Raw genomic sequence first — 13339 nt, forward strand, 5'->3', positions numbered from 1 at the left:
AGGGGTTTGTACCCGGCTCCTACAGCAGGGGTTTGTACAGGGAGTACTGCGTCGTCCGGTAGCCGAGCGACTCGTAGAGGCGCTCGGCCGGGGCGTTGCCCGCGAACACGTTCAGTCCGAGGACCCGCCGGCCGGCGGTGAGCGCCTGTGCCTCCGCCAGGAGCATGAGCGCACGGCCGTGTCCCCGCCCGCGGTGGGCCGCGTCGGCCTCCACGTCGAAGACGAACGCCTTGTCCTCGCGCGCCCCCAGCCACAGGGTGCCCACGCGCGTGCCCTCGTGCTCCAGCACGCTGAACGTCATGCCCCCGGTGCGCATGCCCTGCGGCAGGAGCTGCTCGTGGTCGCGTCGCGCCTTGGCGTACGCCGCGGCCTGGGGTACGCCCCGCTCGATCCACGTGCGGGCGTAGTCCTCCTCCTGGTGCTCCTGCCAGGCCGCGAACTCCGCCTGTGTCATGGGGCGTGCGTGGCTGCCCGCGGGCAGCGGGGGCGGGGTGTCGCCGAGTTGCTTCTCCATGCCGCGGTTGCGCAGGACGTAACCGAGCGCCTCGGTGAGCCGCAGTGCCACCCGCGCGTCGGCGGGGATCACTGCCTCGATCTGCCGGCAGCCCCAGCCCCGCGCCACCTCCTCCGCGGCGAGCGCGGCCACGGTGCCGCGGCCGCGGCGGCGGTCGGACTCCTCGATGCGCAGGTCGACGATGCGGGCCACCGACTCGCCCAAGGACGGGGAGGTGCCGAGGTGTATCGCACCGACGGGACGGCTGTTCACGCACACCTGGTAGCGACGTGAACGCGTACCGTCGGCGTGGTGCTGGAGCGGCTCGGTCGGCCGCAGGGTCGTGGTCATCACGGGTGTTCTACCCGCGACGGCGACCCGCGTCAGCCCGCTTTCTTCCGGGGCTCACGGATCCAGGTCGTTCCCGGACCGCTCCTCGAAGATCCGCATGGCCTTGGCGGTCACCGGGCCCGGCGCCCCCGCGAGTTCCCGGCCGTCGACCCGGTGCACGGCCTGCACGTCCCGCAGTGTGGACGTGAGGAAGATCTCGTCCGCGTGCTCGAGGACGTCCAGCGGCAGATCGGTCTCCTTGGCGCCGGTCCACTCCACGGTGAGGGCGCGGGTGATGCCCGCGAGACAGCCGGAGGCGAGCGGCGGGGTGTGGATCTCCCCGTCGAGGACGACGAAGACGTTCGATCCCGTGCCCTCGCAGAGCCGCCCGGCGGTGTTGCCGAACAGGGCCTCGGTCGCGCCCTGCCCGGTCGCCCGGGCGAGCGCGACGACGTTCTCGGCGTACGAGGTGGTCTTGAGGCCGGTCAGCGCGCCGTGTTCGTTACGGGTCCACGGCACCGTGATCACGGCGGTGGAGTCGGGGCGCCGGGTGGTGGCGCCGAGGGCGACGACGAGGGTGGTGCCCCGGTCGCCACGGTCGGAGCCGAGCGGGCCGTGGCCGCCTGTGTAGGTGATGCGCAGGCGGCCGAGCGGCATCGGGTTGGCCTCGAGGACGGCGGCGCAGGCGCGGCGGACCTCGTCGAGGTCCGGGTCGGGAAGGCCGAGACCGCGGGCGGATCGGGTGAGCCGGTCGAGGTGGCGGGTCAATGCGAATGCCCGGCCCTCGACGGCCTTGACGGTCTCGAAGACGCCGTCGCCGACGGTCAGTCCGTGGTCGAAGACGGAGACGCGGGCGGACTCGATGTCCTGCAGCGCGCCGTCGAGCCAGAGCTTCACTGGTGCTTACCTCGCAAGATCGTGACGGAAGCGTGGTGCGACGCGTCGACCTGTCCGTGGCCGCGCCGCGGAGCCCCGGACGTGTGCCGGGCATGACGGGTCATTCCGGCCCCAGGTCCTCGAGGTCCTGGTACTCCCCCGACGCTACCGCGAGCAGCCGGGCGGCCTTCAGTTCGGTCTCGCGCCATTCGCCCTCGGGGTCGGAGTCCCAGGTGATGCCGGCGCCGGCGCCGAACCGCAGCACGGCCTCGTCCTCGGCGCTCCGGTCGATCCAGAAGGTGCGGATGCCGACGGCGAGCTCGCCCACGCCCCGGTCGGCGTCGACCCAGCCGATGCCGCCGCAGTAGGGGCCGCGGGGCGCGGTCTCCAGGGCGTCGATGATCCGCAGCGCGCTCGACTTGGGGGCGCCGGTGATGGACCCGGCCGGGAAGGCGGCGGCGAGCAGTTCCGGCCAGCCGGCGTCCGGGAGCAGCTCGCCGCGGACCGTGGAGACGAGGTGGACGAGGCCGGGGTGCTTCTCGACGGCGCACAGGTCGGGGACGGTGACGCTGCCGGTGACGCAGACGCGGCCCAGGTCGTTGCGGACCAGGTCCACGATCATCACGTTCTCCGCGTAGTCCTTCGCGAGCAGCTCCGCCTCGGTGCGTGCGGTGCCCTTGATCGGGCCGGACTCGACGGTGCGGCCGGCGCGGCGCAGGAACAGCTCGGGGGACGCGGTGGCGATCTCCACGCCGTACTCCGGCAGGCGGATCGTTCCCGCATACGGAGCGGGGTTGCCGCGGGCCAGCACGGCGGTCAGGGCGTCCACATCGGTGCCGGGGGCGACCGGCGCCGACAGCACACGGCAGAGGTTCACCTGGTAGACCTCGCCGGTGGCGATGTGCTCGCGGATCCGGCGCACGCCCGCCGTGTACGCGGCGCGGTCGAGGGAGGACGCCCAGTCACCGGCGCCCGGCCCCCGCCATCCCCCGGCCACGGGCGCGGGCACCGGCTCTTCCCCTACGTCCGCGAAGCGTGCGCAGGTCAGGCGTCCCTCGTAATCTGCGCAGACCGCCCAGAAACCGCGGGAGTCGAGGGCGGCCGGATCACTCGTGACATCCAGGAGACCGGTGGCGACACGGTCGCCGAAACGGGCGAGGGGAGGCAGGTCGGGCACGCTGTCGAGTCTAGGACGGGTGTCCCACGCGTGGCCCGGGAGTGTCCTGGCGGTGGTCCGGCGGTGTCCTCGGCCAGGCGCAGGGCAGCACGCTGCGCAAACGCGTTTTTGTACTGGCCCCGGAATCCGCTAGAGTTCAACACGTCGCCGGGACGCGGAAGCGGACCGGCAAACGACAAGCGGACGTAGCTCAGTTGGTAGAGCGCAACCTTGCCAAGGTTGAGGTCGCGAGTTCGAGCCTCGTCGTCCGCTCGAAGGAACCAGGGGATCTCCCGACCCCCTGCACTCCTGGTGGAGTGGCCGAGAGGCGAGGCAACGGCCTGCAAAGCCGTCTACACGGGTTCAAATCCCGTCTCCACCTCCAAGGACGATTAGCTCAGCGGGAGAGCGCTTCCCTGACACGGAAGAGGTCACTGGTTCAATCCCAGTATCGTCCACTGGATCTTCGGATCCCCCGCGCGATTAGCTCAGCGGGAGAGCGCTTCCCTGACACGGAAGAGGTCACTGGTTCAATCCCAGTATCGCGCACGCAGTGCCCGTGATCTTCGGATCGCGGTCCCGAGGACGATTAGCTCAGCGGGAGAGCGCTTCCCTGACACGGAAGAGGTCACTGGTTCAATCCCAGTATCGTCCACATATCGAAGCCCCCGGCCGTGCGGCCGGGGGCTTCTTCGTGGGCTCAGCTGGAGAACAGCATGTGGCCGAAGCTCTTGTGGCGGTGGTGGCCGTAGTGGCCGTGGCCTCCGTGATGGCTCTCGTGGTGGCCGCCGTGCGGGGCGCCCCAGGCGGGAGCGGACGGGTAGGCGGGCGGGGGCGGCGGGGCGGGCTGTGCCCACTGGGCCTCCAGGCGGGTGAGCGCCTCCAGCTCCCCGTAGTCGAGGAAGATGCCGCGGCAGCCGCTGCACTGCTCGATCTGGACGCCGTTGCGGTTGTAGGTGTGCATCGGCGCATGACACTTCGGACACTGCATGCTCCGCTCAACTCCTCGCCGGTCGGTGGTGCTTCGCCAGATACGGACTCGGTGCGGGCCGGAACGGTTGCAGGCCGAGGCGGAGATCACTTCCTCAACTGCGGAGGAACGGGCACCATTCGGGCGCAGGCGTCGACGACGGCCTGTTCCACCTCGTCCAAGGCGCGGCCTGCGACGACGCACTTGGCGATGGCGCGGGCCGCCGTCTGCACGGTGAGGGCGCGCGCCGGAACGTCCAGGGCGGGCCAGGGGTCGCCGGCGGAGGGGACCGCCGGACCTCCCGCCCTGCGGTAGGCGGCGAGGAAGCGGGCCCACTCGTCCGGGAGGAGCAGACCGCAGGCGTACCAGGCGGCCGGGCGGGCCAGGTCCCAGGCCGGTTCCCCGAGGCCCAGGTCGTCCACGTCGATCAGGCGCCACGGGCCGCCGTCCGCGGGGTGGCGTACGAGCTGGCCGAGGTGGAGGTCGCCGTGACAGAGGGTGCGCGCGCCGGCCATGGGCGCCTCGGCGCGGGCCCAGGCCGGGAGGGTGGCCCAGGCGCGCAGGACGTCGGCGGCGGCCGGGTGGGCGCCGAAGGCGTGGAGGCGCTGGATGGCACGGGCGGCCTTGGCGGGGCCGCGCATGGCGGGGATGCCGGCGGGGGCGGGCGCCCGGTGCAACCGGGCGAGCAGGGTCGCGGCGGCCTCCCAGGGGGCGGCCTCGGGGTGTCGGGGTCGACGGGCGTGCCGTACGGCCAGAAGGTCACCAGGCGGCCGTGGAGGCCGGCGGGTGTGGAGCGGAGGGGTGCCAGAAAGACCTCGGCGAGCTCGGCGGCGACCCCGAGGCGAAGGGAGAGCTCCCCGGGGTCCGTCCCCGGGGCATGCGCCTTGGCGACCGTGTCACCGTGCCGTACGACCGTCCCGTCGTCCCGCTCGGCCAGCACGGCGTCGGGGTGCCCGCAGCCTCCTCCTCGAGGATGAGCCGCACACCGGGCTTCGGCGCCGAGGGCGGCCGGCAGGTCGACGGTCACGGGACTCCCAGGGCGGTACAGAACCGGTGCAGGACTGACCTCAGAGCGTACGCACCCACCGGAGCCCCCTCGTCCTTCGCCCGGGACCACGGCGACCGTCGCTCGAGGAGCCACGACGGCGGGAACCGGGTCCGCGCAGGCGGCGCCGGTTCAGGCGCACAGCAGCGCACAATAACGCCCGCGCAGCTCCCCAGCTGCGCGGGCGTTTGTGCCGTCCGTCGTACCCCCGTCCCCACGGGGTTGCATGGGTGGATGTCCCCGCCCGGACCGCTCTTCCGGGCCTGGGGCGCCGCTCAGCGCCCCAGCATCACGCCCACGGACGACGCTTGTGTGACCACTGCATCCCAGCCGCCGAAGGCGTACACGAGCAGGGCCGCCAGGGGGAGGACCATCGCGGTCGCCACCAGCGGGTGGCGACGGCCCGTGCGGCGGGTGCCGAACGCGGCGTACGCCCTGCGTCCCTGCGTGCGGATCAGTGTCCGCGGTGCCGTGTGGGCCATGGTCCCTCTCCTGACCGTGTGCTGTTGTCGTTGGCAGCGGCGGGTGTCTGACCTCGGGGGACGAGTGCTGCACCCGCCGCTTGACCTCAAATCTAGGCACCTCGCGGCCCCCGGTCGTCATGCCCTCGTATCGATTGCCTGGCCTCCCGGAGGAGGAGCGATGACCTGCGGCGTACTCCCCTGGGTGGAGACGAGGGCCTAGGTCTCAGGGTCTTCCCGGAGGGGACGCCCGGTGTGCCCCTTCTGCTCCGAGCCGTCCTCCCGCGGAACCGGCTGCTCCACCAGCGCCAGCACCCGGTTCGCCATGAACCGGGCGGTACGGACGACCGTACCGGAACGCGTGACTTCGCTCACTTCCACCACCCCCCTGCGTACCGCCGTCTCGACCCGGCGGCCCGCCCTGCTCGCCACCACCTCGTACGTACGGGTCGTGTCCCCCGCGTCCACGACTATCTCCACACGATCACCCTTCACGGGTTCAATCCCCCTTCCCCAGCGGGTGTTTGGGATCATGGACGGTGCGAGACGGACCTGTCCGCACCCGCCCTGACCACCTCTCAAGTCTCCCACCGCGCACTGACAATCGATCGGGGCGAGAGGGCGCGGCCTCTGCGCGCACCCGGCCGCGGAAACGTAAGCTGTGGCTCGTCAAACGGACCGGGCAGCGGGGATGGACATGGCGATGATGCGCCTGAGGCGTGAGGACCCCCGTGTCGTCGGCTCGTTCAGGCTTCACCGGCGGCTCGGCGCGGGCGGGATGGGCGTCGTCTACCTGGGCTCCGACAAGCGGGGCCAGAGGGTCGCGCTGAAGGTGATCCGGCCGGATCTGGCGGAGGATCAGGAGTTCCGGTCGCGGTTCGCCCGTGAGGTCTCGGCGGCACGGCGGATTCGCGGTGGATGTACGGCGCGGCTGGTGGCCGCCGATCTCGAGGCGGACCGTCCGTGGTTCGCCACCCAGTACGTGCCCGGGCCGTCGCTGCACGACAAGGTCGCCGAGGAGGGTCCCCTCACGGCCGCGGAGGTGGCCGCCGTCGGGGCCGCCCTGTCCGAGGGCCTCGTGGCGGTGCACGAGGCCGGGGTCGTCCACCGCGACCTGAAGCCGTCCAACATCCTGCTGTCCCCGAAGGGGCCGCGGATCATCGACTTCGGCATCGCCTGGGCGACGGGGGCCTCGACGCTCACCCATGTCGGCACGGCCGTCGGATCGCCCGGCTTCCTCGCCCCCGAGCAGGTGCGCGGGGCCGCCGTCACGCCGGCCACGGACGTGTTCGCGCTGGGCGCCACGCTGGCGTACGCGGCGACCGGGGACTCCCCCTTCGGACACGGCAGTTCCGAGGTGATGCTGTACCGCGTGGTGCACGAGGAGCCCAAACTGAACGGCGTACCGGACGCCCTGGCTCCCCTCGTTCGCGCCTGTCTCGCGAAGGACCCCGACGAACGGCCGAGCACCCTCCAACTCTCGCTCCGGCTCAAGGAGATCGCGGCCCGGGAGACCCAGGGCCTCGGCGACGTACGGCCGTCCGACCGGCGCGACGACCCCGAGCGGCCGTCGGGGCGTCTCGCGCAGCAGTACGCGGAGCAGCGCACCGTGCGCCGCCCGCAGGGGCCGGGCACTCCCCCGCCGCGCAGCAACGGCTCCCGGCCGGGGTCACGTCCGACGCCCGCGCAGCGCGGCACCACGACCCGCTCCGGCGGGCGTCCCGCACCGCGCAGCGGCGCCGGGCGGTCGGCGCCGCGTACCACCGGGACCGGGCGGCGCCCGGCCAACCCCCGGCTGCTGCGCCAGCGGATCGTCGTGTTCGTGGTGGTGACGCTGCTGGTGGCGCTGGGCATCGCGGCGGCCCAGGGGTGCCAGGGGCCGGCGCGCGGCATGGACGACGGACGTGTGCGCAAGGACGTACGACCGGAGCGGTCGTACGCGCCCTTGACCGGCGACCTGCTGGCCGAGCAGTACCACAGCGAGCTCCACCGGAACGGCTGATCGGCGCGGTCGGGCGTCGGGCGGCAGACCGGGCCGATCCGGGAGGACGGGGTCCTGGCTAGGCCTGCGGGCGGCCGGTGGCCACCGCGTAGAAGGCCACCGCGGCCGCGGCTCCCACGTTGAGGGAGTCGACGCCGTGGGCCATGGGGATGCGGACCCATTCGTCCGCGGCGACCAGCGCCTGGGTGGACAGGCCGTCGCCCTCCGCACCGAGCATCAGCGCGACCCGGTCCATCGTGTGCGGAGCCGTCTCGTCCAGCGTCTTGGCCTTCTCGTCGGGGGTGAGCGCGAGGAGCGTGAAGCCGGCCTCGCGGACCGACTCCAGACCCCTGGGCCAGGTGTCGAGGCGCGCGTACGGCACCGCGAAGACCGCGCCCATGGACACCTTCACGCTGCGCCGGTACAGGGGGTCGGCGCAGTCGGGCGACAGCAGGACCGCGTCCATGCCCAGGGCGGCGGCCGAGCGGAAGATCGCGCCGATGTTGGTGTGGTCGTTCACCGACTCCATGATCACGACCCGGCGGGCGGAGGCGAGGAGTTCGTCCGCCGTGGGCAGCGGCTTGCGCTGCATGGAGGCGAGCGCGCCGCGGTGCACGTGGTAGCCGGTGACCTGCTCGGCCAGTTCCGGGCCGACCGCGTACACCGGGGCCGGAAGCTCGTCGATGACGTCCCGCATGACGTCGACCCACTTGGACGACAGCAGCATGGAACGCATCTCGTAACCGGCCGCCTTGGCCCGTCTGATGACCTTCTCGCCCTCGGCGATGAACAGGCCCTCGGCGGGTTCGCGCTTGCGGCGCAGTTCCACGTCGGTCAGGCCCGTGTAGTCGCGCAGGCGCGGGTCGTCGGGGTCCTCAACGGTGATGAGATCGGCCACAGGGTGATACTGCCTTGTCGGGGAAGCGGTGCCAACGGCTGGAACGGGACGTGTTACCCCGGGTTACTCGACCGGCCGCGGCCCCACCGTCACGACCTCGCCGACGACGATGACCGCGGGGGGCTTCACGTCCTTCTCCCGTACGGTCTCCGCGACCGTCGCGAGGGTCGCGTCCACCCGGCGCTGGGCGGCCGTCGTGCCCTCCTGCACCAGGGCGACGGGGGTGCTGGGCGCCTTGCCGTGGGCGACGAGCGTCTCGGCGATCTTCCCGATCTTGTCGACCCCCATGAGGATCACGAGGGTGCCCGTCAGCCGCGCCAGGGACGGCCAGTCGACCAGCGAGCGTTCGTCGTCGGGGGCGACATGCCCGCTGACCACCGTGAACTCGTGTGCGACACCGCGGTGGGTGACGGGGATGCCGGCCGCGCCGGGAACCGAGATCGAGCTGGAGATGCCCGGGACGACCGTGCACGCGATGCCCGCCTCGGCGAGCGCCTGCACCTCCTCCATCCCGCGGCCGAAGACGAACGGGTCGCCGCCCTTGAGCCGCACGACCGACTTGCCCTGCTTGGCGTGCTCGATCAGCGCGTTGTTGATGGCCTCCTGGGCCATGAAACGGCCGTACGGGATCTTCGCGGCGTCGATCACCTCGACATGCGGCGGGAGTTCGGCGAGCAGGTCGCGGGGGCCGAGGCGGTCGGCGATGACCACGTCGGCCTCGGCGAGCAGCCGCCGGCCGCGGACGGTGATCAGGTCCGGGTCGCCGGGACCGCCGCCGACGAGCGCCACACCGGGAGTGCGGGTGCGGTGGTGCGGGGCGACCAGGGTGCCGTCGCGCAGGCCCTCCACCACGGCGTCACGGACGGCCGCGGTGTGCCGGGGGTCGCGGCCCCTGGCCTCGGTGGTGAGCACGGCGACGGTGACGCCCTCGCTGTGGCCGGTCGCGGGGGTCCACGCGGTGGCCGCGTCCGCGTCGTCGGAGCGGACGCACCACACCCGGTGCGTCTCGGCCTCCGCCGAGGCCCGGGAGTTCGCCTCGGGGTCGCTGGTGGCGATCAGGGCGTACCAGGCGTCCGCGAGGTCGCCGTCCTCGTACGGGCGCTTCTTCCACGTGATCTCGCCCGCGTCCGCCATGGCTTCGACCGAGGGGGTCGCTTCCGGGGAGACGAGGACGATGTCCGCGCCCGCCGCGATGAGCGCCGGGAGGCGGCGCTGGGCGACCTGGCCGCCGCCGAGGACGACGACACGGCGGCCGGTCAGACGGAGCCCTACGGGGTACGGGGGGTGTTCGGCCATGGAGGTGCGGCTCCTCGTCCAGGCGGTACGGAAGGGGCCTCTACGGCTTTGGAGCGGCCCTGACGTGGGGATTTTACGTGCACCAGGAAGCCCGGGGCCGGGCGCCCCGGGCCTGGTGCGGCCTACTTCTCGGTGACCCCCGCCGAGTCGAACGTCGCGACCTCGTGCATCGCCCTCGCCGCGCTCTGCACGAGCGGCAGGGCCAGCAGGGCGCCGGTGCCCTCGCCCAGGCGGAGGTCAAGGTCGACCAGGGGGCGCAGGCCCAGCTTGTTGAGGGCGGCCACGTGTCCCGGTTCCGCGCTGCGGTGGCCGGCGATGCACGCCGCGAGGACCTCGGGGGCGATCGCGCGGGCCACCAGGGCGGCGGCTCCCGCGCTGACGCCGTCGAGGATGACCGGCGTGCGCAGGGACGCGCCGCCGAGCAGCAGCCCCACCATCGCCGCGTGCTCCAGCCCGCCGAACGCCGCCAGGACGCCGATCGGGTCGGCCGGGTCCGGCTGGTGGAGTTCGATGGCGCGGCGCACGACCTCCGTCTTGCGGGCGAGCGTCTCGTCGTTGATGCCCGTGCCGCGGCCCGTCACCTCGGAGGGGTCGGTTCCCGTGAACACCGCGATCAGGGCGGCCGAGGCCGTCGTGTTCGCGATGCCCATCTCGCCGGTGAGCAGCGCCTTGTTCCCGGCCGCCACCAGGTCGCGGGCCGTCTCGATGCCGACCTCGATCGCCTGCTTGACCTCCTCGCGGGTGAGCGCGGGGCCGGTCGTCATGTCGGCCGTGCCCGCGCGGACCTTGCGCGGCAGCAGGCCCGGGGTGGCGGGCAGGTCGGCGGCCACGCCCACGTCGACGACGCAGACCTCGGCCCCGACCTGGCCCGCGAAGGCGTTGCAGACCGCTCCCCCGCCGAGGAAGTTGGCGACCATCTGGCCCGTCACCTCCTGGGGCCACGGGGTGACGCCCTGTGCGTGCACACCGTGGTCGCCGGCGAAGATGGCGACGGCCGCGGGCTCCGGGATCGGCGGCGGGCACTGCCGGGACAGGCCGGAGAGCTGCGCGGAGATGATCTCCAGCATGCCGAGGGCGCCCGCGGGCTTGGTCATCCGCTTCTGCCGCTCCCAGGCCTCGCCGAGCGCCTTGGCGTCCAGCGGTCGGATACCGGCGACGGTCTCGGCGAGCAGGTCGTGCGGCTCCTCACCGGGCAGCGCGCGACGGCCGTACGTCTCCTCGTGCACGACCCAGGACAGCGGGCGGCGCTTGGACCAGCCCGCCTGCATCAGCTCGGGCTCCTCCGGGAACTCGTCGACGTACCCGACGCACAGGTACGCCACGACCTCCAGGTGCTCGGGCAGGCCGAGGGCGCGGACCATCTCCCGCTCGTCGAAGAAGCTGACCCAGCCGACGCCGAGGCCCTCGGCGCGGGCCGCGAGCCACAGGTTCTCGACGGCGAGCGCGGAGGAATACGGCGCCATCTGCGGCTGGGTGTGCCGGCCGAGGGTGTGGCGGCCGCCGCGGGTCGGGTCGGCGGTGACCACGATGTTCACCGGCGTGTCGAGGATGGCCTCGATCTTGAGTTCCTTGAACTGCTTCGCCCGGCCCTTGGGCAGCGACTTGGCGTAGGCCTCGCGCTGGCGCATGGCCAGTTCGTGCATCGTGCGGCGCGTCTCGGCGGAGCGGATGACGACGAAGTCCCAGGGCTGCGAGTGACCCACGGAGGGCGCCGTGTGGGCGGCCTCCAGGACGCGCAGCAGCACGTCGTGCGGGATCGGGTCGCTGCGGAAGCCGTTGCGGATGTCGCGGCGCTCGCGCATCACCCGCAGCACCGCCTCGCGTTCGGCCTCGTCGTATCCGGGTGCCGCCGGGCCGGTGGACTGTCGGGCTTCTTCCACGGCGGCCGTGCTCTCTTCCTGGTCGGCGGCCCGGGTGTCCAGGTCGTCCGCCTGCTGTGCGACCACGGGCTCCTCGGCCTGCGGCTCGGGGGCGGGTGCCTCGCCCTCGCGGGGTCCGGGAACCATCGCGACGGGCTCCTGCACCGCCGGTTCCTCCTGCTCGGCGTCGGCCGGAGCGGGCTCCTCGGCGGACGGCTGCTCCTGCGCGGGCAGGGGCGGCACGGTCAGGGCGTGCGGCGGGGTGGGGGCCAGGTGCGGGGTGGTCGGCACCGTGCCCTCGACGGGCACGAACCGGCCGAACGACTGGTCCGCCCGGGGCTCGACGGGCGCGTCGGCCTGCACACCGGGCGCCTCCTGCGCACCGGGCGCCTCGGTGTGCGCATCGGGCGCCTCGGCCTGCGCATCGGGTACGGCGGCCTGCGCATCGGGTGCGGCGGCCGGCTCGCCGTCCGTCTGCGGCTCTGCGTCCGTCTGCGGCTCGGCGTGGCCCTGGTCGGCGGCGTCGCTCACCGGCACGGCCTGCGCGGGCTCGGCGACGGCGGGCTGCGCCTCCTCCGAGACGTGCTGCGGCGCGGGCTCGGCGAACTGTGCCGGGGTGTCGGGAGTCAGGGACTCGGTCTCGGCCGGGGGCGCCTGCTGCTCCGGTGCCGGTGCCGCGGCGGGAACCCGGCTCGGGTCGTGGGCGTGCTCGGCCGGGGCGTCGACGAGGGGTTCGTGGTCCGGCGCCGCCGGGTGCTCGGCGGGCGCCGGGGCGTAGGCCTGGGCGGCCGGATGGGCCACCCCGGCTTCGGCCGCGGGCGCGGCGGTACCGGTGTGCGGCTCGCCGCCCCCGGTCGCGGCCGCGAGGTCCGGGCCGGCCTCCGCCACGGGCCCGGCGTCCGGGACCTGCGGGGCGACCGCGGCGGAGGTCGCGTCGTGGCCGGTTACGGGATGCGGCGCCGGTACGGTGCCGGGGTGCTGCGGGGCGTCGCCCTGGAAGCCGTGGTGGTGCGAGCCGTCGCTCCGCTCACCGTCCGGCGCGACGTGCGCCGCGTCGGCGGCGTGGCCCTCCTCGGGCACGCCCAGCGTGTCCTGCGGGGCCGGCACGCCGTGCGCGGCCTGCGGTGCGTCGGGCGTCTGCTGCGGCACCTGCTGCTGCGCGGGGTCGAACAGCGGGTCGGAGCCGTGCGGGGCCGCCGGGGCGGCCTCGGCGGTCACGGGCGCGGCCTCCGGAGCGGCCGGTGCGGCGGCCGGCTGGGCCGCGGGCACCGACTCGGGCGCCGGTGCAGGCACGACCGTTTCCGCGGCCGCCCCCTCGGCGCCCGCCGGCGGCACGGTGTGCTGCGGCGGCGGAGGCCCCCACGGCACCGCGCCCTGCGGGGAGGTCTCCCCGAGCTGCGCCACGTCGAGGTACTCGGGACCGGTCGTGGGCGGCCCGGAGGGACGCATCGGGGCGTCCGCAGGACCACGGTCGGAGAGCGTGCGCACCGGGCTGGCCGAGGTGTCCGGGATGGGCGGGCCGAGGTGCAGCGGGCGGCGCGGCGTCGGCTGCGGCGCGGGCGCCGGAGGCGGCGTACGGACGGCGCCGACGTCGATGGAGCCGCTGTCCCGGCCCGCCGCCTCGTGCGCACCGGGCTCGTGGGCGAACGGCGCCGGCGCCGGGGCGTGCTGCGGCATCTCGTTGCCCCACGCGCCCTGCTGGCCCGGCATCAGGAGCAGGTCGTCGTCCTCGGCAGCGCTGTCGGAAGGGTCGAGGTAGGTGTACGCGCCCGGCGCGAGGACGCCCGGCTGCTCCACCATGCCTGCGTTCTCCGGCAGCCCCTCGCCCGGGACCTGGCCGGTGTCGGTCATGCGTACCCCTCGCCCATCGATTAGTGCCTCTACGACCAGCTGACCCGGAACGGCGCGCCGACCGCCCGCAGTGAAGAACGAGCGTGCGTGCCCAGCGGCACGAACGACCCGCCCACAATGACG

10 protein-coding genes, 5 tRNA genes and 1 pseudogene are annotated in these 13339 nt (G+C 73.8%); 6 read left to right on the forward strand and 10 right to left on the reverse strand.

Annotated elements, in window-relative coordinates; all coding sequences use genetic code 11:
- Positions 1–19: 19 nt before the first annotated feature.
- The 3 genes from ACZ4SW_RS08790 to ACZ4SW_RS08800 all read right to left on the reverse strand — a co-directional run bounded on the left by ACZ4SW_RS08790 (position 20) and on the right by ACZ4SW_RS08800 (position 2876).
- A complete protein-coding gene (locus ACZ4SW_RS08790) occupies positions 20–844 on the reverse strand; it encodes a GNAT family N-acetyltransferase (protein ID WP_468239786.1) in 825 nt (274 codons plus the stop codon).
- Between the two features lie 54 nt (positions 845–898).
- The gene (locus ACZ4SW_RS08795) at positions 899–1720 is read right to left on the reverse strand and encodes an aminotransferase class IV (RefSeq protein WP_468239789.1); all 822 of its coding nucleotides are present in this window, start codon (positions 1718–1720) and stop codon (positions 899–901) included.
- Positions 1721–1820: 100 nt separating this feature from the next.
- Positions 1821–2876 carry a chorismate-binding protein gene (locus ACZ4SW_RS08800; protein ID WP_468239791.1) on the reverse strand — a complete coding sequence of 352 codons (1056 nt, stop codon included), beginning with the start codon at positions 2874–2876 and terminating at the stop codon, positions 1821–1823.
- A gap of 179 nt (positions 2877–3055) precedes the next feature.
- On the opposite strand from ACZ4SW_RS08800, the gene ACZ4SW_RS08805 reads away from it, so the two are divergent.
- The 5 genes from ACZ4SW_RS08805 (at position 3056) to ACZ4SW_RS08825 (ending at position 3510) form a co-directional block, all read left to right on the forward strand.
- Positions 3056–3128, forward strand: a tRNA-Gly gene (locus tag ACZ4SW_RS08805).
- Positions 3129–3166: 38 nt separating this feature from the next.
- A tRNA-Cys gene (locus ACZ4SW_RS08810) sits at positions 3167–3240 on the forward strand.
- Position 3241: 1 nt separating this feature from the next.
- Positions 3242–3313 (forward strand) — tRNA-Val (locus ACZ4SW_RS08815).
- Between the two features lie 19 nt (positions 3314–3332).
- Positions 3333–3404 (forward strand) — tRNA-Val (locus tag ACZ4SW_RS08820).
- Positions 3405–3438: 34 nt separating this feature from the next.
- A tRNA-Val gene (locus ACZ4SW_RS08825) sits at positions 3439–3510 on the forward strand.
- A 45-nt stretch (positions 3511–3555) separates the two neighbouring features.
- Here ACZ4SW_RS08825 and ACZ4SW_RS08830 read toward each other — a convergent pair.
- From ACZ4SW_RS08830 to ACZ4SW_RS08845, 4 genes and pseudogenes are all read right to left on the reverse strand, one after another.
- On the reverse strand, positions 3556–3846 hold the full coding sequence (locus tag ACZ4SW_RS08830; protein WP_468239793.1) for a TFIIB-type zinc ribbon-containing protein: 291 nt from the start codon (positions 3844–3846) through the stop codon (positions 3556–3558).
- 86 nt (positions 3847–3932) lie between these two features.
- Positions 3933–4852, reverse strand: a pseudogene (locus ACZ4SW_RS08835) (phosphotransferase family protein).
- Between the two features lie 293 nt (positions 4853–5145).
- On the reverse strand, positions 5146–5352 hold the full coding sequence (locus ACZ4SW_RS08840; RefSeq protein ID WP_468239796.1) for a hypothetical protein: 207 nt from the start codon (positions 5350–5352) through the stop codon (positions 5146–5148).
- A 198-nt stretch (positions 5353–5550) separates the two neighbouring features.
- A complete protein-coding gene (locus tag ACZ4SW_RS08845; RefSeq protein ID WP_103840858.1) occupies positions 5551–5826 on the reverse strand; it encodes a hypothetical protein in 276 nt (91 codons plus the stop codon).
- Positions 5827–6022: 196 nt separating this feature from the next.
- Between ACZ4SW_RS08845 and ACZ4SW_RS08850 the strand changes: the two genes are divergently transcribed.
- Positions 6023–7333 (forward strand): serine/threonine-protein kinase, encoded by a 1311-nt coding sequence (locus ACZ4SW_RS08850; RefSeq protein ID WP_468239798.1) that lies wholly within the window; start codon positions 6023–6025, stop codon positions 7331–7333.
- Between the two features lie 58 nt (positions 7334–7391).
- Here the strand turns inward: ACZ4SW_RS08850 and ACZ4SW_RS08855 are convergent, their stop codons facing one another.
- From ACZ4SW_RS08855 to cobT, 3 genes are all read right to left on the reverse strand, one after another.
- Positions 7392–8210, reverse strand: a complete 819-nt coding sequence (locus ACZ4SW_RS08855; RefSeq protein WP_468239802.1) for a TrmH family RNA methyltransferase — start codon at positions 8208–8210, stop codon at positions 7392–7394.
- Positions 8211–8273: 63 nt separating this feature from the next.
- Complete coding sequence (cobA, locus tag ACZ4SW_RS08860) at positions 8274–9506, reverse strand: uroporphyrinogen-III C-methyltransferase (RefSeq protein ID WP_468239804.1); 1233 nt, start codon at positions 9504–9506, stop codon at positions 8274–8276.
- Positions 9507–9628: 122 nt separating this feature from the next.
- Positions 9629–13216 carry a nicotinate-nucleotide--dimethylbenzimidazole phosphoribosyltransferase gene (cobT, locus tag ACZ4SW_RS08865; RefSeq protein ID WP_468239807.1) on the reverse strand — a complete coding sequence of 1196 codons (3588 nt, stop codon included), beginning with the start codon at positions 13214–13216 and terminating at the stop codon, positions 9629–9631.
- Between the last annotated feature and the right edge of the window lie 123 nt (positions 13217–13339).

Source organism: Streptomyces sp. NPDC028331 (assembly GCF_055565775.1).